This window comes from Bradyrhizobium cedriense (assembly GCF_054602315.1).
The window spans coordinates 908776-927707 of record NZ_JBTSWB010000003.1; the positions used below are offsets into that span (position 1 = coordinate 908776).

21 protein-coding genes and 3 tRNA genes are annotated in these 18932 nt (G+C 63.9%); 12 read left to right on the forward strand and 12 right to left on the reverse strand.

All coding sequences use genetic code 11. The features are described 5' to 3' along the window. Position 1: 1 nt before the first annotated feature. From ACYCVF_RS16090 to ACYCVF_RS16100, 3 genes are read right to left on the reverse strand one after another with little or no spacing between them, the layout of a single operon-like run. Entirely contained in the window at positions 2 to 796 is a 795-nt protein-coding gene (locus tag ACYCVF_RS16090) for an enoyl-CoA hydratase/isomerase family protein (protein ID WP_459606336.1), read from the reverse strand. A 15-nt stretch (positions 797 to 811) separates the two neighbouring features. Beyond that, complete coding sequence (locus ACYCVF_RS16095; protein ID WP_239622975.1) at positions 812 to 1306, reverse strand: aromatic-ring-hydroxylating dioxygenase subunit beta; 495 nt, start codon at positions 1304 to 1306, stop codon at positions 812 to 814. Beyond that, a complete protein-coding gene (locus ACYCVF_RS16100; RefSeq protein WP_239622974.1) occupies positions 1306 to 2565 on the reverse strand; it encodes an aromatic ring-hydroxylating oxygenase subunit alpha in 1260 nt (419 codons plus the stop codon). Before ACYCVF_RS16100 ends, ACYCVF_RS16095 begins: the two co-directional genes overlap by 1 nt. 1521 nt (positions 2566 to 4086) lie before the next feature. Between ACYCVF_RS16100 and ACYCVF_RS16105 the strand changes: the two genes are divergently transcribed. Further along, positions 4087 to 5331: a hypothetical protein gene (locus tag ACYCVF_RS16105; RefSeq protein ID WP_459606335.1), complete on the forward strand. Its 1245-nt coding sequence runs from the start codon at positions 4087 to 4089 to the stop codon at positions 5329 to 5331. 72 nt (positions 5332 to 5403) lie between these two features. On the opposite strand, the gene ACYCVF_RS16110 is transcribed toward ACYCVF_RS16105, so the two are convergent. From ACYCVF_RS16110 to ACYCVF_RS16120, 3 genes are all read right to left on the reverse strand, one after another. Beyond that, positions 5404 to 5477 (reverse strand) — tRNA-Gly (locus ACYCVF_RS16110). Positions 5478 to 5809: 332 nt separating this feature from the next. Beyond that, on the reverse strand, positions 5810 to 6013 hold the full coding sequence (locus ACYCVF_RS16115; RefSeq protein ID WP_459604466.1) for a hypothetical protein: 204 nt from the start codon (positions 6011 to 6013) through the stop codon (positions 5810 to 5812). 26 nt (positions 6014 to 6039) lie between these two features. After that, positions 6040 to 6225: a hypothetical protein gene (locus tag ACYCVF_RS16120; protein WP_459604465.1), complete on the reverse strand. Its 186-nt coding sequence runs from the start codon at positions 6223 to 6225 to the stop codon at positions 6040 to 6042. 193 nt (positions 6226 to 6418) lie between these two features. Between ACYCVF_RS16120 and ACYCVF_RS16125 the strand changes: the two genes are divergently transcribed. Beyond that, a complete protein-coding gene (locus ACYCVF_RS16125; protein ID WP_061030100.1) occupies positions 6419 to 6799 on the forward strand; it encodes a YciI family protein in 381 nt (126 codons plus the stop codon). Positions 6800 to 6808: 9 nt separating this feature from the next. Here ACYCVF_RS16125 and ACYCVF_RS16130 read toward each other — a convergent pair whose 3' ends face one another. Continuing rightward, positions 6809 to 7399 (reverse strand): TMEM175 family protein, encoded by a 591-nt coding sequence (locus tag ACYCVF_RS16130; protein WP_459604504.1) that lies wholly within the window; start codon positions 7397 to 7399, stop codon positions 6809 to 6811. 121 nt (positions 7400 to 7520) lie between these two features. Between ACYCVF_RS16130 and ACYCVF_RS16135 the strand changes: the two genes are divergently transcribed. The 4 genes from ACYCVF_RS16135 to ppk2 all read left to right on the forward strand — a co-directional run bounded on the left by ACYCVF_RS16135 (position 7521) and on the right by ppk2 (position 12972). Continuing rightward, positions 7521 to 9578: an ATP-dependent helicase gene (locus ACYCVF_RS16135; protein WP_459604464.1), complete on the forward strand. Its 2058-nt coding sequence runs from the start codon at positions 7521 to 7523 to the stop codon at positions 9576 to 9578. A gap of 57 nt (positions 9579 to 9635) precedes the next feature. After that, a complete protein-coding gene (locus ACYCVF_RS16140; protein WP_459604463.1) occupies positions 9636 to 10616 on the forward strand; it encodes an NADPH:quinone oxidoreductase family protein in 981 nt (326 codons plus the stop codon). A gap of 95 nt (positions 10617 to 10711) precedes the next feature. After that, the gene (locus ACYCVF_RS16145) at positions 10712 to 11743 is read left to right on the forward strand and encodes an LLM class flavin-dependent oxidoreductase (RefSeq protein ID WP_459604462.1); all 1032 of its coding nucleotides are present in this window, start codon (positions 10712 to 10714) and stop codon (positions 11741 to 11743) included. Positions 11744 to 11838: 95 nt separating this feature from the next. After that, on the forward strand, positions 11839 to 12972 hold the full coding sequence (gene ppk2 / locus ACYCVF_RS16150; RefSeq protein WP_459604461.1) for a polyphosphate kinase 2: 1134 nt from the start codon (positions 11839 to 11841) through the stop codon (positions 12970 to 12972). 34 nt (positions 12973 to 13006) lie between these two features. Here the strand turns inward: ppk2 and ACYCVF_RS16155 are convergent, their stop codons facing one another. Both ACYCVF_RS16155 and ACYCVF_RS16160 read right to left on the reverse strand, forming a co-directional pair. Further along, the gene (locus ACYCVF_RS16155; RefSeq protein ID WP_459612933.1) at positions 13007 to 13378 is read right to left on the reverse strand and encodes a GIY-YIG nuclease family protein; all 372 of its coding nucleotides are present in this window, start codon (positions 13376 to 13378) and stop codon (positions 13007 to 13009) included. Beyond that, positions 13343 to 13428: transfer RNA gene (locus ACYCVF_RS16160), tRNA-Tyr, on the reverse strand. The genes ACYCVF_RS16155 and ACYCVF_RS16160 overlap by 36 nt, the downstream gene beginning before the upstream one ends. Before the next feature lie 206 nt (positions 13429 to 13634). Here ACYCVF_RS16160 and rlmB point away from each other — a divergent pair. After that, positions 13635 to 14465 carry a 23S rRNA (guanosine(2251)-2'-O)-methyltransferase RlmB gene (rlmB, locus tag ACYCVF_RS16165; protein ID WP_459604460.1) on the forward strand — a complete coding sequence of 277 codons (831 nt, stop codon included), beginning with the start codon at positions 13635 to 13637 and terminating at the stop codon, positions 14463 to 14465. A 72-nt stretch (positions 14466 to 14537) separates the two neighbouring features. Here the strand turns inward: rlmB and ACYCVF_RS16170 are convergent, their stop codons facing one another. Both ACYCVF_RS16170 and ACYCVF_RS16175 read right to left on the reverse strand, forming a co-directional pair. Next, complete coding sequence (locus ACYCVF_RS16170) at positions 14538 to 15071, reverse strand: hypothetical protein (RefSeq protein ID WP_459604459.1); 534 nt, start codon at positions 15069 to 15071, stop codon at positions 14538 to 14540. Between the two features lie 44 nt (positions 15072 to 15115). Next, positions 15116 to 15601, reverse strand: coding sequence for a hypothetical protein (locus ACYCVF_RS16175; protein WP_459604458.1), 486 nt, complete (start codon positions 15599 to 15601; stop codon positions 15116 to 15118). A gap of 282 nt (positions 15602 to 15883) precedes the next feature. Here ACYCVF_RS16175 and ACYCVF_RS16180 point away from each other — a divergent pair, with 282 nt between their 5' ends. Continuing rightward, complete coding sequence (locus ACYCVF_RS16180) at positions 15884 to 16357, forward strand: hypothetical protein (protein ID WP_459604457.1); 474 nt, start codon at positions 15884 to 15886, stop codon at positions 16355 to 16357. Between the two features lie 181 nt (positions 16358 to 16538). Beyond that, a tRNA-Thr gene (locus ACYCVF_RS16185) sits at positions 16539 to 16613 on the forward strand. A 33-nt stretch (positions 16614 to 16646) separates the two neighbouring features. Here the strand turns inward: ACYCVF_RS16185 and ACYCVF_RS16190 are convergent. Beyond that, positions 16647 to 17360 carry a class I SAM-dependent methyltransferase gene (locus ACYCVF_RS16190; protein WP_459604456.1) on the reverse strand — a complete coding sequence of 238 codons (714 nt, stop codon included), beginning with the start codon at positions 17358 to 17360 and terminating at the stop codon, positions 16647 to 16649. A 168-nt stretch (positions 17361 to 17528) separates the two neighbouring features. Here ACYCVF_RS16190 and ACYCVF_RS16195 point away from each other — a divergent pair, with 168 nt between their 5' ends. The 3 genes from ACYCVF_RS16195 (at position 17529) to ACYCVF_RS16205 (ending at position 18924) form a co-directional block, all read left to right on the forward strand. Then, entirely contained in the window at positions 17529 to 17726 is a 198-nt protein-coding gene (locus ACYCVF_RS16195) for a hypothetical protein (RefSeq protein ID WP_459604455.1), read from the forward strand. 269 nt (positions 17727 to 17995) lie between these two features. Next, positions 17996 to 18370: a hypothetical protein gene (locus tag ACYCVF_RS16200; RefSeq protein ID WP_459604454.1), complete on the forward strand. Its 375-nt coding sequence runs from the start codon at positions 17996 to 17998 to the stop codon at positions 18368 to 18370. 299 nt (positions 18371 to 18669) lie between these two features. Continuing rightward, the gene (locus tag ACYCVF_RS16205) at positions 18670 to 18924 is read left to right on the forward strand and encodes a hypothetical protein (protein ID WP_459604453.1); all 255 of its coding nucleotides are present in this window, start codon (positions 18670 to 18672) and stop codon (positions 18922 to 18924) included. Positions 18925 to 18932 lie beyond the last annotated feature (8 nt).

Below are 18932 nucleotides of genomic sequence, written 5' to 3' on the forward strand. Positions count from 1 at the left end.
CTCAGCGTCCCGCGAAGACGGGCTTGCGCCGCTCGATGACGGCGGCAAGGCCCTCGCGCGCGTCGGCCATGCCCGACAGCTCCGAGACCGTGCGCGCCTCTTCGGATAGGCATTGCTCGATACTCGTCCCGGTGCCGGCCCAGACCAGGCGCTTGGTCGCGGCAAGCGCCTTCGGCGCGCCGGCGGCGAGCTCGCGCGCCAGCGCCAGCGAGGCCTCAGTGAGTTCGTCGTCAGGAACGACCTTGGTGAGGATTCCCATGTGTAGCGCCTCGGCCGCCGTAATCACGGGATTGGTGAGGAGGATCGACATCGCGCGCCGCAGGCCCACCAGGCGGGACAGCGTGACGGATACGCCCGCATCCGGCGCCATCGCCACCCGCGTCGCCCCCGCAAGGAACCTGGCCGACTCGGCCGCGATGACGATGTCGGAGGCGCAGACGAGGCCGAAGCCGCCGCCGCCCGCCGCAAAGCCGTGCACCGAGGCGATGACGGGCGCTTCGAGCCGCAGCAAACCGGTGACCGCATTCTGCAGATAGGCCGTCGCCTGGCGGATATAGTCCGGCAATTTCTCGCCCTTGGATGCAAAGGCACGCACGTCGCCACCGGCGCAGAAGTTCGCGCCCTCGCCGCTCAGCAGCACCACGCGCAGATCGGGGTGGCCGTGACACGCCATGATGGCATCGCAGAGCGCGCCGAGAAGCTCGACGCTCATCCCGTTCGCGGCATCGGGCCGGTTGAGACGCAGGCGCGCGATGCCGTCATCGATGTCGAGCAGAACGGGTCCCTTGTCGATCATGGCGCGAGAGCTTTCCTAGACCAGGAATGACAGCGTGTAGATCGCCTTGTCGTTGTTGACGAGCACCACCTTCTTGTAAGCCATGCGCAGGTCGCCATCGACATGGCGCAGTCGATACTCGTTGCGGGCGGCCCACAGCGTGTCGTCGCGCAAGCTCGATTCGAAGATCAGGCTGTTGCTGGCCACCGCAATGTCGCCGCCCGGTCGCTCGTCCATCAGCTCGATGTTGGAGACGAGCCGGCGCAGGTTCGATTGCGGAGTCTGGGTGAAATGCTTGCCTGTCATGAGCTGGCGCACGCGCAGGGCTATCCGCGAGCGGTTGTCGTAGATGATGGACATCTCCCGCTCCGGATCGATATTGGCGCCGTTGGCCGGCACCCAGTAGACGCCGTCATCGGTCCAGAGCCTTTCCCAGGCTTCGTATTGATGCTCGTCCTGCAGGCGCGCCTCGCGATTCAGGAAGGCGGTCACCGCGCTCATCAGCGTGGCGCTGCTCTCGCGCGACAGCATCAGGCGGCCTCCATCAGCTTGCGATAGTGGGCCCAGATGCCGCGCGACGGCACTTCGTCGGTGACGTGGCCGACCTTGAAGCCGAGCTCGTCCCGGCGCTCGCGCTTTTCGCCGCGGCCGAGAAAGACCCATTCCGGATTGCGCGCCAGCACGCCGCGATGGCAGCGCTCGTACATCTCGGAATCGTCGGCGAGCAGGAAGCCGGCCGGGCCGACGGAGCCCATGGTCTGCTGGCGCAGGCGGCGGTTGAGGTCGGGCGCCCCCTTGAACTGGAGCGCAGTGACGTGCTGCACGCTGTCGTCGACACCGAGCGGCTGAATGACGAACATCTGGATTTCGGCAATGAACAGGTTCGGGAAGATCATCACATGCGGCGTGCCGTCGATCATGATCTCGCGCGCGGACGTATCGCCATAAGCCGCCTTCATGCGCGCCGCGTAGGCGGGCAAGCGCTCTTCACTGGTGCCGAACCAGCTCATCGGCAGGTCGCGCTTGCGGAACTCCGGCCGCAGGTCGATCTCCGTGTGGCCGTTGCCGTAGTCGCGGGTCAGTGCGGTCGAGGTCCCGCCGTAGAGCTTGCCGATCATGCTGTCGGCGACGCCGAAGATCGAGGTGTGAACGAAGGCCGGATGATAGCCGTCGCACTCGTTCTCAAGGATGAACTTCCAGTTCGCCTTCACGCGATGCTTGAGGAAGCCCGCCGTGATCTCGACCTCGCCCTCCGGCGACGTGCGCGCCAGCCGGTCGATGGTCTCCGTGGCGCCCCCGAGATGCTCCTTCAGCGTTGGCCCATCGGCGGCGAAGGAGCCGAACACAAACCCGCGATAGGATTCGACGCGCGTCACCCGACCGAGCGCGAGCTCGGCCCTGTCCTGTCCCTCGTAGCCATCGGGGAAGGCATAGCCAACCAGGCGGCCGTCATTGGCGAAGGTCCATGAGTGGAACGGACAGGTGAAGGACCGCGCATTGCCGCGCTCATAGGAGCAGACCTGATTGCCGCGATGGGAACAGCGGTTGAGCAGCAGGTTGACCTTGCCCTGCTCGTCGCGCGTCATGATCACGGATTGCGGGCCGATCGACTTGATTACGTAGTCGTTGGTCTTCGGGACCTCGCTCTCGTGGCCGACGTAGACCCAGGTCCGGTACCAGATGTTCTGCAGCTCCGCCTCGAAGATGGAACGATCGGTGTAGAGCGAGCCATGGACCCGATCGGGGTGGATCAGCTCGTTCCATTGCGCCATCCGTCGCACAACGTTCATCGTCCGGCCCTCGAGCGAATAATAATCCGACTGACCGTTTAACTATTAGCAGAGCTACCGCCGTCAGGCAAGTTCGAATGCACGGTCTGACACCATTGCCCCCGGCGATAGGGTGCAACTGCCAGGGCCGGTCGGCCAGCGCCGGGGTTCAAACGCCGCTGCCGGCAGCCGGAGCAGAAGCCCTCGCGGAGAGCCGTTCGGCGCGCAAAGGTTCGGGTTGCCGTGTCAGCGGCAACCGAAACTCGAAGGCTGAGTTGCCGGCCCGCTGCCATTCCATCTTTCATCAGCGAAGACACAGGCCGGATAGCTTACGCTGTTGTCGCGCGACTCCAGCAGAATCCCCTCCGGAGGCGCGGTCGCGCTTGCCCGCAGTACCGAGGATCATCGACTTGAAATCTCGGTCGGGCAGTCGGCGATCATCGCCTGAACAAGTTGGTAGTCCGCGACCGGCTCGCTTCAACTGAACGCGGCTGCTGGTTTGGCGGATCGCCGTGCCGAGCATCCGGAACGCCGCGCTCGAAGTGCGGCCACGTGAACGCGCTGCTCGTTCAGGGCCTTCATGGTTGTTCTTTTCGCGCTCGAGAGCTCTTGGTAGCAGATGTAGCCGGACATACGCTCTCTGCGTCGGGGGCACTACTCAACTAAAAATTGTAGAATTGATCAAATGCGTTTGCCACTCTCGGGCGTTGGGCCGGGCTCGTCGAAATGGAACCGTTGAGCGAATACTTTCGCCCATTCTCGCGTCTTTGACCGTGGAAGAGATGGACATTCTCGAGGGGACAGAACGGATCGACTGACTGACCGTCGGCCCTCCCTCGGCGCTTCTAAGTTTGTGGTCGTCGGCCCGCTCTGGTTTGAGCAATTCATCAGACGCTCATTGAGGCTGCCACATCGGCAGGGCCCCGGCGAAGACATACGCACGTCAATCCTATCGCACGAAACTACCTCCCGAGCCCCATCATCGCTCCAAGGCCGCTTGCCAAAGCTGGCTAATGATGGATTTTTCTTGATCTACCGGTGCACACGTCGTGCACACGCGGCCTTCTAACTGGCTGGAATTACTAAACTCTCGCTCCAATCCATCATGGGGAAGTTTGAACTAGCTCCAGCCACACAGCGGCAACTAGGTAAGGCTTCGGTAATTGCGCCCACGATTTGCCGCCCCATCAGATCAAGTGAAGATGATCTGCATCTTCTCACACGACCTACTTGCCGCAAGACGATCTTCTGACACGTTTAATTTCGCCACGGTGCTCCAAGCTTTCCCTCATTTCAGTTGAGCCACAACTGATCGACATGATTTGATGGGCCACCGCTCCCATACTTCAGAACTAACATGTCCCGGGCCAAATTTACCGAGGCAGATATTAAGCGCGCTGTTAGAGGTGTTCTCGACAGTGGTGGCAAAGTCGCGCGTGTCGAGATCTGGCCTGACGGACGCATTTCTGTGTTGATACGGGAAGAAAGATCGATTCCAATAGGTCCTGAGGACGATCCGGAGGTGTCCAGGAGTTTATTGTGATGAGGGTGGGACGTTCGGCACTGCCGCTGCCTCGCTACACAAGGCGCAAACGCCTTCAGAAAGGGAGCCTTGCGTATTTTTTTGACGTGCCGACGTGGGCACGTAAGAAAGGTTGCCCAGTCAAGAACGAACCGCTCGGCACCGATTACGAGTTGGCCGTGCAGCGCGCCGAGAGGATTTTGCTGCCCGCGTTCGACAGTTGGCTGACGGGTGGCGATGACGCGAATCCCGTGGGCATTGGAGTGGTGATCGGAACGCTGGATTGGATGTTTCACGAGTATCGTCGAACGTGGAAACAGAAGTCGGCAAAGCGTTTGCAGCCTTTGAGCCCCGGTCAATGTCGTGTGCATGAGACGGGCATCAAGATGATCTGCGAATATTTGTTGAAGGACGGAAGGCGCCTTGGCACGCTACGCGTTTCGAGCATCGATACGGCGTTTGCGGACGATCTGTTCGAGAAACTGCTCTACAAGAGTGTCGACGGCGAGAAGGTCGAACGCCGCACGACCGTGAACCACGCGATGAAGAGCGCGCGCGGCGCATGGAATACGATTTCACGGGCACACCCTCACCTCTTTCCGCCGAAGAACCCATTTGAGAAGATGGGCCTGCAATCCACCTCGCGCGAAACGCCACATGCCAATTTTGACGAGTTGGCGGCATTCCGCGCGAAAGCGATCGAGTTGGGATATCCGTCGTTAGCAACGGGTGTCCTAATCGGCTGGGAATGGCTGCAGCGTAAGGCCCATATCTTCATCCGGTTTATGGCGGAGCACTACCGGCCTGATAGCCGCCCGAACCATGTCTATGTCATCAACTACAAGACGAGCACGGGCTCGTGGGAGCCGCTCTTCGACAGGAAGGGTAAGCCGCTCTATCCCCTGCTGATGGCTGAGCTCGACGCCGTGAAAGCATTGCGACCGACGGGCGGCCTCATGCTGCGCCGAGATGGCAGTAGTTTACCTTGGAGCGGCAAGGGCGAGATGCTGACTCAAGTCGAACGCATTTCGAAGAAGATCATTCTGGCCGCGGGTTTGCGTCCTGAGCTGACTTTCACGTCGTTTGGCCGGCATGGTGGGACCACCGAGGCGAGCACGTCCGGCCTCACAGAAACGCAGCTGATGAAGAAGGGGCAATGGTCATCGACCAAGGCGATGGCGCACTACCTCCATCACGACGACGAGGCAAAGCAGGACGCGCAGATCAAGCGCATCAAGCGGCGCAAGCAAGCGGCCAGAAAGTGAACATTTGTCGGAATGGATTCCGCGGCCTTGTCGGAATGGAAATTAACAAGTCCGATAAGTACTTGAAAACATTGGAGCGGGTGAAGGGAATCGAACCCTCGTATTCAGCTTGGAAGGCTGCTGCTCTACCATTGAGCTACACCCGCGTAAGTCGCTCCCTAACACGCCCGGACGGCGGTCTCAACTGCCGCGACGGCGCCTTGTCGGCAGCTAGCCGGCCTTGCGAACAGGGCACGGTTCCGGCCGATCCCGCTCCCCTTAACAGCGGCGGCAATGCCGCCTATATTGGAATCTCCCGAAACCAACGAAAGGAGGTGATCCAGTGTCTTTTACCAAGCGCTGTCACCTCGCTGGGATCGCCCGCTGAGCTTTGAATAGAGGCTTGGCATCGGGGCGCTCTCAGCCCTGGACCAGCGAGCAAGAAATCGGGCGCGACGGGGGGCCTCCCCCGCCGCGTCTTTCTTTGCAGTGTCCCGGGTCAGCCGGCGCGAAGCCGTTCGCGCAGCGCGACGGCGGCTATCAGCATGCCGACACACCAGGCGACGACTGCGCGGTGCGGCTCCTCGCCTAGCAGCACCGTGAAGAGGCTCGTCAGAAGGCAGGGCGCGATGGCCTTGCGCATCCGGCTCGTCAACGCCAGCAGGAACGGCATCGCCGCGATCGATATCTGCAGGACGTTCATTTGAACGACCGGCTCTTCCAGAGGCTTCAGAAGCCGCAGACGTTGGGCGCGCGCGGCCGTTTGCCGCGCCGGCTCTCGACAATTCGCTCGCCGCCGTTCTCGGCCGAGCTGCCGTAATAGCGGTGATGGCCGGCCTGATCGTGCAAGTCAGACGGCTCTGACTGTCCCGCCCGCCGCGCGTCGCAGATGATCTTGATGGTGTGACCCGACATTGCCGCCTCCAGCAAAAGCTTGTTGTTTATGGTCCATCAGTCGCGACCCGCTCCGGCGGCGTTCACACGGCAGGATCGCAATCGGGTTTCAGAACGGTTTCGCCGCTTGCCGGGCACGCAATATTTGCGTCGGAATTGTCGGGACGGGCTGCCGTGCTACGTCCTTGGGACCTGTGCAAAAAAAGAGGTGACGATGCTCTACGCAATCCTGGCCTACCATGTGGAAGACGAAATCCTGTCCTGGACGCCGGAGCAGGACGCCGCAGTCGTGGCCAAAGTCATCGAGGTTCAGGCGCCCCTCCGCGAAAGCGGACAGTTTGGACCGGCGGCCCGCCTGGATGAGACCCGTAAGGCCCGCACCTTGCGTGGTCCCGGCGCGGGAATGGTGCTGGACGGGCCGTTTGCCGAGACCAAGGAACAGCTTCTCGGCTTCCACCTGATGCAATGCGAAACCGAGGATGAGGCGATCGCGGCGGCGCGGAAGCTGCGTGCGGTGAATCCGACGGCGGTCTATGAAATCCGCCCGGTCAAGCTTTACGTGCCGGCCGATGGGTTCGGCGCGACACAAGGCTGAGCATCGGCCTCACGCGCCCGGCTCGGTCCGCGCGCTATAGAAGCGCTGGATCAGGAGCCCGCCGAAAGCGAGGAACCACAGGAAGGGCGCGACATGCGGCGCGAAGGCCGCCACGATCGTGCCCGGAATGAACACGAGCAGCGGAAACAGCGAGGCCATGATCTCATGGCTCCAGCCGCCCAATATCCTCCACCAAAGCCAGGCGTTGAGTCCGGCGATCGCGCTCAGATGCACGCCGTAGAGCACGGCGACCGCGCTGCTCATGGGATAATTGGTGTAGAGGCCGTTGGTCACCGGCAGCAGCACGATCGACAGCAGGAAGAACAAATTGAGCATCACCGCGCCGCGGCTGCCGACCGGCTGGCGCGCCAGCCGCCGGTGATGGCTGATCCAGAACACGCCGGCGATGATAAAGCTGAGCGCAAAGCCTATCAGCTTGCCCGAATAGACCCGGGCGAGATCGTTCCAGTCGGGGGCGCCGGCGAACACGGCCGCCTTGGGCAGGTCGTAGGCCAGCAACGTCATGGCGACGCCGAAGATGGTGTTGCTGAGCGACTCCAGCCGCCGCATCTCGAACTGGTGGGGCTTGAGCTCGGTCATGTCGGACATGGGGTGCTGGAACCAGGGACCGTCTCCCCCTAAATCCTAATCCCGATTCAGTCCAGCCGCATTGCGATTCGCGCCGGGATCGCCGACCCTCGTCCTTTCACCGGGGCGATTCGTGGCGACATATCTGGACACGCTCAATGCGGAGCAGCGCCGCGCCGTCGAGCATGGCGTCGCGGACGGTGCGACCGTGGGTGCCCCCCTGCTCGTCATCGCCGGAGCCGGCTCGGGCAAGACCAACACGCTCGCCCACCGCGTCGCGCATCTGATCGTCGCAGGCGCCGATCCGCGCCGCATCCTGCTGATGACGTTCTCCCGCCGCGCGGCGGCGGAGATGGCCGGCCGGGTCGAGCGTATCGCCCGAAAGGTTCTGGGCGAGAACAACGCCGCGATCATGCGCGACGCGCTCAGCTGGGCCGGCACCTTCCACGGCATCGGCGCGCGCCTCCTGCGCGAGTATGCCGAGCGGATCGGCCTGGATCCCGCCTTCACCATCCACGATCGCGAAGATTCCGCCGACCTGATGAATCTGGTCCGGCATGAGCGCGGCCTGTCGAAGACCGAGAGTCGCTTTCCCGCCAAAGGCACCTGCCTGTCGATCTACTCTCGCTGCGTCAATGCCGAGATGGAGATCGAGAAAGTGCTTGGCCAACACTATCCCTGGTGCGCGGGATGGGCGGCCGAGCTGAAGGGCCTGTTCGCGGCTTACGTCGAGGCCAAGCAGGCCCAGCACGTGCTCGATTACGACGACCTGCTGCTCTACTGGTCGCAGATGATGAGCGATGCGCCGATCGCCGAGGAGATCGGCGGCCGCTTCGATCACGTGCTGGTCGACGAATACCAGGACACCAACCGCCTGCAATCGTCGATCCTGCTGGCACTCAAGCCCGACGGGCGCGGCCTCACCGTGGTCGGCGACGACGCACAATCGATCTATTCGTTCCGCGCCGCCACCGTGCGCAACATCCTGGAGTTTCCGCAAAGCTTCTCGCCGCGCGCCGAGATGATCACCCTCGACCGCAACTACCGCTCGACGCAAGCGGTGCTGGCGGCGGCGAACGGGGTCATTGGTCTCGCGCGCGAGCGCTTCACGAAAAATCTCTGGACCGACCGCACCTCCGGGCGGAAGCCGCAACTCGTCACCGTGCACGACGAGGCCGATCAGGCGCGCTACATCGTCGAGGCGGTGCTGGCGAACCGCGAGCAAGGCGCGCTGCTCAAGCACCAGGCGGTGCTGTTCCGGACGTCCTCGCATTCGGGTCCGCTGGAGATCGAGCTCACGCGTCGCAACATCCCCTTCGTCAAATTCGGCGGACTGAAATTCCTCGACGCAGCGCACGTCAAGGACGTGCTGGCGCTGCTGCGCTTCGCCGAAAATCCGCGCGACCGCGTCGCCGGCTTTCGCATCCTGCACCTGTTGCCGGGCATCGGGCCCGCGACCGCGCAGCGCGTGCTCGACCAGATGGCCGAGAGCACCGATCCGCTTGCCGCGCTCGGCCAGATGCCGGTACCGCCGCGCACCGGATCCGACTGGCCCGACTTCGTCCGCACGGTCGAGAATCTGCGCTATTCGGAATGGCCTGTCGATCTCGAACGCGTGCGGCTCTGGTACGAGCCGCATCTGGATCGCATCCACGAGGATTCGGAAACGCGGCGCGCCGATCTGATGCAGCTCGAACAGATCGCGAGCGGCTATGTCTCGCGCGAGAAATTCCTGACCGAGCTCACGCTCGATCCGCCGGATGCGACCAGCGACAAGTCCGGACCGCCTTTGCGCGACGAAGACTATCTGATCCTCTCCACCATCCACTCCGCCAAGGGCCAGGAGTGGAAATCGGTGTTCGTGCTCAACGTCGTCGATGGCTGCATGCCCTCCGACCTCGGCGCCGGCACCAGCGCCGAGATCGAGGAGGAGCGCCGCCTGCTCTATGTCGCGATGACGCGCGCCAAGGACGATCTCCATCTCGCCGTGCCGCAGCGCTTCTTCGTGCACGGCCAGGCGGCCAAGGGCGACCGCCACGTCTACGCCTCGCGCACCCGCTTCATCCCGGAATCCCTGGTCTATCTGTTCGAACGCACCGCCTGGCCGAAGGCAGGCGCAGGTACGGCCCGCGCTGCGGCGCAGGGACCGAAGATCGACATCGGGGCGAAGATGCGCGGGATGTGGCGATAGACGCAAGAGGCTGGTGTCGAGACCTGCCAATATAACTGGAACTACAGAGGGTCCGACATGAAAGCCGTCGTCGTCGAGCAATACGCGCCTATCGATCAGATCGAGTTGAAGGACATTCCGTCGCCGCCCATCGAGACCGGACAGCTGCGCATCCGGGTGGAGGCGGCCGGGATCGGTTTCGTCGACGGCTTGAAGATTCAAGGGCTCTACCAGACCAAGGATCCCCTTCCCTTCATTCCCGGAACGGAGTTCGCGGGAATCGTGGAGGACGCTTCCGGCGCGGCGGGCAGCTATCGGCCCGGCATGCGCGTGATGGGCATGACGCGGTCGGGCGCGCTCGCCGAAGAGATCGTCGTCGATCCCGCCGCGCTCCATCCCCTGCCGGATGGCGTTTCGGCCGAGCTCGCGGCCTCGTTTCGCGCCAATTACCTGACTGCGCTCTACGCGCTGAGCGCCCGTGCCATGTTGTGCGAAGGCGAGCAGCTGCTCGTGCTGGGCGCCGCCGGCGGCACCGGGACCGCGGCCGTGCAGATCGGCAAGCTGCTGGGCGCCCGCGTGATCGCGGCGGCCTCGACACCGGACAAGCGCGAGTTCGCGCAGCAACACGGTGCCGACGCCGTGATCGACTATACGCAGCCCGGCTGGCGCGACACGCTCAAGGAGTTGACGGGCGGACGCGGCGCCGACGTGATCTTCGACCCCGTTGGCGGCGAGATCTCGGTGCAGGCTTTTCGCTCCATCGCCTGGCGCGGACGTCATCTCGTGGTCGGCTTTGCCGCAGGCGCCATCCCCGCGCTGCCGTTCAACCTGCCGCTGCTCAAGGGCGCCGCCCTGCTCGGCGTCGACCTCGCGCAGATTCCCGTGCGCGAGCCGGACGTGCAGACGCGCCTGATGTCGCAGCTGATCGGCTGGCTCGCCGACGGCAAGCTGAAGCCCGCAGTCGGGCGCGTCTTCGCGCTGGAGGATTTTCGCGAGGCGTTCAGGACGATGCAGACGCGCGCCGCGCTCGGCAAGATGGTCGTGCGGATCGCACCGTAGGACTCACAAACGGAAACCGAGCATTTCCGAAAGCCGGCTTGCGGCGCGGCAGCGGTCCATTAAATCTGGTCGATCATCCCGCAGAGACCTGATCGATGACCGCACCGCTTCAATTCGGACTGGATACCTTTGGCGACGTCACAAGGAATGCTGCCGGCGACATGCTCCCGCATGCGCAGGTGATCCGCAACGTCGTGGACGAAGCCGTCCTCGCCGACGAGCTCGGCCTCGACTTCATCGGCCTTGGCGAACACCACCGCTCTGACTTTGCGATCTCCTCGCCCGAGACGGTGCTGGCGGCGATCGCTTCGCGCACAAAACGCATCCATCTGGGCTCGGCCGTGACGGTGCTGAGCTCGGACGATCCGATCCGCGTATTCCAGCGCTTTGCCACGCTCGATGCACTCTCGGGCGGACGCGCCGAGGTGATCCTCGGCCGCGGCTCGTTCACGGAATCCTTTCCGCTGTTCGGCTTCGACTTGCGCAAATACGAGGAGCTGTTCGAGGAGAAGCTCGACCTGTTCGCGGCGCTGCTCTCGCAGGAGCCCGTGACATGGGAAGGGAAACTGCGTCCGCCGCTGAAGGCCCAGCTGGTCTATCCGCCGGTCGAGAACGGCCGGCTCAAGACCTGGATCGGCGTCGGCGGCAGTCCGCAATCGGTGGTTCGCGCCGCGCATTACGATCTGCCTTTGATGCTGGCGATCATCGGCGGCGATCCGAAGCGGTTCGCGCCCTACGTCGATCTCTATCACCGCGCCTTCAAGGAGTTCGGCCGCCCGGCACGGCCGATCGGCGTGCATTCGCCCGGCTATGTCGCCGAGACCGACGAACAGGCGCGTGAAGAGTTGTGGCCCGACTACAAGGCCATGCGCGACCGCATCGGCAAGGAGCGCGGCTGGCCTCCGATGGGACGTGACGAGTTCGTCAGCGAGGCCGAGCACGGCTCGCTCTATGTCGGCTCGCCGGAAACCGTCGCGCGCAAGATCGCCGCGACCGCAAAGTCGCTCGGCATTTCGCGGTTTCAGCTGAAGTACTCGGCCGGTCCGCTGCCGCATGAGAAGCTGATGCGAAGCATCGAGCTTTATGGACGCAAGGTGGTGCCGATGGTGAAAGATTTACTCTCCTGACGCACCGCTTGCCGTCCCTTGATCCACGTCAAGCCGGATCGACCGGAATCCCGGGTAGAAGCCGAATCCCGTGGATCACCCGACAAGGCAGGCCGATGGCACCTCTCTCCCGAAAGTCCAGGCAGGTTCGCTCCCGCAAGAGCGGCGCCAAGCCGATCAGAGAGGTCAAGGCAGCGGCGGCGCGGGCACGCGCGATCCAGCTGACGCCGGTGGAGCGCTCGCTCGCGGAACAATCGCGCACGGGCGCGCTGCAAAGCGAGATGGCCGCTCTCGACAGCGTCTTGAAGGGAACGCCGGCACTCGCCCCGGACAGCGAGCCGGTGCAGGCGATGCTCACGGGCGCAGCGCCCGACGATGCCAGAGAGTTGCAGGCGCTGCTCGTCGGCAGAGAAGCCAAGCGTGCCAGGCGCACCACCAGCGACGAACTGGCCGACGACTGGCGGTTCGGCGGCTACCCATACAAATTGCGAATGTATCGCCGCGACTATGAGGAGCAGAAATTCGTGCTCCAGACCGAACTGCTGAAGTTGCAGAACTGGATGAAAGAGACGAGGCAGCGGCTCGTGCTCCTGTTCGAGGGCCGCGATGCCGCCGGCAAGGGCGGCGCCATCAAGCGGTTCATGGAGCATCTCAATCCGCGCGGCGCCCGCGTCGTGGCACTGGAGAAGCCGAGCGAGGTCGAGCGCGGCCAGTGGTATTTCCAGCGCTATGTACAGCACCTGCCAACCGCAGGCGAGATCGTGCTGTTCGACCGCAGCTGGTACAACCGCGCCGGCGTGGAACGCGTCATGAGCTTCTGCTCGCCGTCGGAATACGAGGAATTCCTTCGCCAAGCGCCGGAGTTCGAGCGCAACCTCGTCCGTAGCGGCCTGCACCTGATCAAGTTCTGGTTCTCGGTCAGCCGCGAGGAGCAGCACCGACGCTTCAAGGAGCGCGAAGGTCATCCGCTCAAGCAGTGGAAGCTGTCGCCGATCGACCTCGCTTCGCTCGACAAATGGGACGACTACACACGGGCCAAGGAAGGCATGTTCTTCCACACCGACACCGCCGACTGTCCCTGGATCGTCATCAAGTCCGACGACAAGAAGCGCGCGCGACTCAATGCGATGCGCTACGTACTGCACGCAATGCCCTATGCGGGCAAGGACGCCAAGCGCATCGGCATGGTCGACGACCTCCTGGTCGGCCGCGCCAACGTAATCCACGAGCGCGAGGAACATGGGAGGTAGGGGTTGGCTGTGAGATGACAGTCTGTCGCTATCATCACCAAAGTCGCTTCTTCGCGAACGCGTAGCCTGACCCAGACTTCAGGTAACATTCGAAAGCTCGCGCTTTCTCGAGGTCCGAAAAGGCCACGTATGTCACCATGCGCCACGGCCCGTACTTGGAGGTGTGCAACAATTTTCCGGCGTTGTGATCCTGGAGGCGCTGCTTGATATCCGTGGTCAGGCCGATATAGCGCTGGCCTGCGATCGCTTCACTTTCCAAAAGACAGACACAATGCGTGAATTTCGCCCTCTTTCGCCAATGCTTCGGAGGCATCCTGCTCGCGCAGGTTAAGGCTGCAAATCCTGCGAAGCGCGTCAGCGCGAAGCAGGATGGTGGGGGAGGCAGGACTCGAACCTGCGAAGCCATGAGGCGGCTGATTTACAGTCAGCTCCCTTTGCCACTCGGGACACTCCCCCGCTCGACGGCAGCACAATCGGGCCGGGCCATGCCGGCGACCGAGAACGGCCGTGAAACGTGAAGGCCGCAACAGCCCGGATCGGGGCGCGACCGGGCGCGGTTATGGGCGATGCGGTGGGGCAAAGTCAACCGAGGTGGGCGGCTAAAATCGCCTCCAGGCGAACCCAAATTGCCATATTTGGGCACCCGTGACACAAGCAAGCTCATGAAGGACAAGAAATTCGCCCCGAGGGGCCCCCGCGGCGGGGCTAAGCCTTTCAACAGGCCGGGGAAATCGGGCGGCCGCCCGGCCTGGCGCGAGCGCGATTCGTCGCCCGACGGTCCGGTCATCCTCTACGGCTGGCACACCGTGACCATGGCGCTCGCCAACGCGCAGCGCCGGATCCGCAAGCTCACGCTGACCGAGAACGCCGCAAGGCGCCTCGCCGAGGAGAACATCCAGACCCGCGTGACGCCGGAGATTGTCCGGCCCCAGGAAATCGACCGGTTGCTGTCGCCCGACGCCGTGCACCAGGGCCTGCTCGCCGAGGCCGATCCCCTGCCCTCGCCCGACATCGAGACTTTGACCCAGGAGGGCATGGTGCTGGTGCTCGACCAGATCACCGATCCGCACAATGTCGGCGCCATCCTGCGTTCCGCCGCCGCCTTCGCGGTGAAGGCGGTCGTGACCACCGCGCGCCACAGCCCAGAAGCAACCGGCGTGCTGGCCAAGGCCGCCTCCGGTGCGCTCGAACTGGTGCCGATGATCACCGTGCAGAACCTTGCCCGCGCGCTCACGGCGCTGAACGAGCGCGGCTTCCAGACCGTCGGTCTCGACAGCGAAGGCAGCAGCGACTTGTCCGAGGTCGCCTTGCGCGAGCCGCTTGCGATGGTGCTCGGCGCCGAAGGCAAGGGCCTGCGCCAACTAACGCGCGAGACCTGCAGCGTCGTGGCGCGGCTCGATATGCCCGGCGAGATCAAGAGCCTCAACGTGTCGAATGCCGCCGTGCTTTCGCTCTATGTCGGCGCCAGCCGGCTCGGACTGATGAAACGCTGAGCCAAGGTCACAAAGCAAAGCGCCCGTCCGCATCACGCGAACGGGCGCCTGGTCGGCTCAACCGATCAGAGATCAGTGGTAGCGGCGCATCGCGCGATGGCCGCCGTAGTACGGCGCGGCGCGGTGGGCATAGCCATAGCGCGGGCCGTAGCCGTAGTGCGTGCGCGGCAGATAGCCGGCGCGCGGGCCATAGCCATAGCGGTACGGGCGATAGTACGGCCGACGGTAGGGATAGGCGCCCGGGGCGACAACCGCCGCGGCACGATAGCCATAGCCGTTTCCATAGCCATAGCCACGGCCGTAGCCGTAGCCGTAATTGGCGGGCGCAACGACCGCGTCCTCACGGTAGGTCGGATACGGCGCGAAGGCGCCCGGGCCGGTGTAGGTCGGCCCCTGGTTGACGTAATAATACTGCGTGGTCGGTTCGGCGAGACGCTCGTAGGCGCCATAGCCGTAACCGTAGCCATAACCGCCGCAACCGGTGTTGCAGCCGGAATAGACGGGTGCGACAGGCGCGCACGCGGTGAAGCCGCAGGCCGCGGCGGGCGCGGTGGCGGCGAACATCGCGGCAGCAGCCACGACCAGTCCTGAAATCATCTGACGCATTACTCTCTCCTGTTGATTTCCGTTTTTTTGGATTTTCGCGTTTCTCAACCCGGCGGCTTGCCGGGCAACTCCGTATGCGGCCTCGGCCGAGGGGGCCGAGGACGATCGTTGAACTCGGGAGCGTAGATCACCGGCGGCGGATCGACGGGCGCGTCCATCTGCGGCGGCAGCGGCGCGGACGACGCGCCCCAACTCTGGTGATAGCTCTCCGCGGGCTTCGGCAATTTGCGGTTCGCGGGCGGCTCAACCTCGAGCCGACCGTAGCCGGGCCGCAGGCCGAGCGTCGGATAGTAGTGGCCGACATGGTCGGGCTGCCGATCGGCGATATAGCGTCCGCCATAGATCGTTGGCTGCACCTGCTGGTTCTTGCCCAGACCCCAGACACCTTCGACGACGCTATAGGACGCGTCGATGTTGTTGATGATGATCGGCACGCCGGGTCGGCCCGGAACGACGATATCGAAACCCTCGCCGGCAAACGCCGTCGCAGGCAGTCCGATCAAAAAGGCGGCGAGCGCCACGGCGCGCATGAGGAGACCCCGATTGTCCGGCGACAACCTAACCGATCGCGACTCAGAGAGGGTTAAGGCCTGCTCACCAAATTCCGGTAAGCCTAACGTGCAAGGATTGCGCGCCACTCAAATGCTGCGCAGCGAACTAGTGAAGCGTTAACGGCGCGGAACGCCGCCGCCGGAACAACGCCTTGTGCTCACATCCGTTTGAATGTCCAGCGGCGAAAATCCCCCGGTTGCATCGGAACGTCCGGTGTCGTCCGCGTTTAGCCCCCGTCAACAAAATGGGAGCGAAGAACCATGAACATCAAGCTTCTCGGGGCTACGGCGATTGCAGCGACCATGCTGGCGGGCTCCGCCATGGCGCAGGCCGTCATCACCAATCCCGGCCGCTGTTCGGCGCAATTCCCCAACGCCAACTGCCAGAATCTCGGCCCCGGAAACCCATATACCGATAGCGGATATCGTCATCGCCGCGCGACCTATCGTCAGACCAATGGCGACTGGAACAACGACTGGAACAGGAGCCGCACCGGCTTCTGGCCGACCGACGTCGCAGCCGGCGTCGCCGGGGCCGCGATCGGCACCGCCGGCGCGATTGCCACCGCCCCATTCCGCGCCTGGGACAACTCCTACGCCTATGACAATTCGTGGGATCGCGGCTGGGACAATCGTGGCTGGGACACCCGCACCTACGCCCAGCGCAACGGCTTCGTCTGTACGCCCGGCACCTGGTTCAAGGGCGAAGACGGCCGCCGGCACATCTGCCAGTAAGGCGGCTTGAGCCGGGCGCGGCACGTCAGGCGGTTCACATCAGGCGGTCTTCGGGCCGCCTGATTTCATGTCTGCGACCAGGATTTGCGGGTTCTGGCACTTTCCAGCCAAGTCTGGTATTGCCGCGCGCACGGGCGGACAGCCCCGGTGCAGGCCGGGCCTTGCACCGCAGTCCATCGTTGCCGGCTTAGCTCAGCGGTAGAGCAGCGGTTTTGTAAACCGAAGGTCGGGGGTTCAATCCCCTCAGCCGGCACCAGTTCTTGACGCAGTTCAGTTCGCCGGCGCGCTGCTATTGCAGGGCGCGATCGGGCGCAGCATTCGGCAATTGATCCAGCTGCCAGAGCCCGAGGCTTTTGTCGCGCCAGCCGCCACCGCCCTCCTCGCAGCACTCGTTGACCAGCGCGTGCGGTGCCGGCCAGTCGAACGGTGGCTCCTCCATGTTCAGCGCGCGCCAGTCGCCGTCCTCGCAATCCCGATTGTCCTCCCATTTCGGAAAGGTGGTGACGAGCAGGAAGCGCGCGCGGCTCATCCGAAATTGCGTGAGTGCGCGATCGATGTTCGCAAAGCTCAGATGCACCAGACAGTCTCGGCAGAGGATGATGTCGGCACGCGGCAGTGCATCGCGCGTGATGTCGGCGACGAGAAATCGGACCGACGCGCTGCCGCCTGCCATGCGCCGGCGGTTGGCTTCGATCAGCGACGGCACGATGTCGACGCCGGTGTAATCGACATCGAGTTCGAGCCGGGTAATCCATCCGGCATCGCCGCAGGGCGCATCGAGCAGCGAGCGCACGCCGAGCCGTTGCAGCAGCGCAGGTAGCGCTTCCCGGATTGCGGCGGTCGCGGGGTCCTCCGAGCCGAGGCCCGACACGGAGGTTGCCGCGCCCCACAAGTTCGTGCGCGCGATGCGCTCGAAACGGGCGGCGAGATCGAGGCCCGCGAAATTCTCGCGATCAGCGAGGAAACGTTCGTGGGCGAGCACCGGAGGACGGCGTGAAATCATCGGACGAGCCTCAAGCGAGGTGTATGGGCGACGCCTCGTGGTCGTCATCAGCACGCGTCTTCTGATCCGATCAGCGGTGTCGGGGCGCCTGGAGATGGGGCCGGATCGGAACAAAAGACGGGCGTCGTTCGTTCTCGAACCATGCGGATCAAGGAAGAAAACCGAAACATGTTTCTGCTGACGACGGTGACGCTGTGCTGCGGCGCCGTGGCCGGCACGTTGACGCTGTTCGAACCTGTTTCTGGTCCCGTAGCCGGACCGCCGGAGAAGCCGGCCACGGAGCGGGTGGCGATGGGCGAGATCGCGCAGGCGGTTCGGGTGGTCGGCGCGCCGTTTGAGCCGAATGTCAATCCCCGCGAGCGGTAGCGCTCACCTTGGCGACGCCTCCGGACCCTCCCCGGGCCGGGCATGAGTCCGCACCAATTCTTCCACGAACGCGATCACCTGCGCCCGCTTGTCGGGCGGCAGCGACAGGAATGCCCGGAGGAGCCTCAGCCCCTCCACTTCGTCCGACCGTTCTGATCCGGCAATCATCCGGCGAGTGTCGGGCGACCGGGAAAAATATGCAATCCCCTTGCTAAGCTTCTTGATTCGACCCGGCCGCTTTGCTGGAATGAGCGCGGCTGAGGTGGATCATGAAATGGATCAGGCAGCGCGACGCTCTGATCGCGCAGACAATGGCCTTCGTCCAATCGGTGACCGGCAGGAAGGATGATGCCCTCCAGCCGGATGCGCCCGCGTCTCGCCTGGGAGGCGCGGTGGAGATCGTCGCCCTGGAGGCAGTTGCGGTCGAGAACGAACTGCCGCAAGCCCCCCTTCCGCCTCCTCCCGCACCTCTCTCGCCACCGCGCGCAAGAGGCGATTTCCGCACCGAGATGCAGGCCCGCATCGCCGATTTCCGCAGGCATCAGGAGCGCTTCGAACGCGAGCGTGAGGAATATTGTGCGGCGACCCTGACCAGATTGCGTGCTGCCCTCCGCGATGCTTCCGACCCGTCGGCCAAGAAATAAGGCCGCCTGTTCAACGGCCTACAGCCAGGACCACACCAGCCAGAGATTGGCCGCGCAGGCCCCGAACAGCGCCAGCGTGAGCGGCAGGAGCATGTGCCCGCAGGAGGTATTCAGGTCGCTCGTCATGGCGCAAAACATCTGCTGATTCCGGTCAGAGAGTCCCAGGGATTCTTTTTTTACGGATTCAGGACTCGTTAAGGACTCAGGGACCGACGCTTTGATCACGGCGCCGTGATCATCTGGAGGTCGGAACCGCCTGCCCCGCAAGCTCGTTAACTGGCTTTCCTGGAGCGGGAAGAATGCCCTACGCCCTGTTCTGCAACGACGCCCAGATCAGCAAGGCCTATCCGAGCGAGTCGGACGTCTGGAAGCTCGCGCAGCGAAGTGGTCTCGTCGTGGATGTGGTTGCGGACGACGGGCGGCCGGGACCGCGCCGGGTGCTCGACAACGGCTACGAGATTGCGCCTTGCCAGGCGGCTCAGGGCGAGGACCCCGTCAAGAACAAAGCCGAGGCCGATCAGCAGTCACGGATGGAGCTTGAGCTGAATTCTTGAGCTCCGGC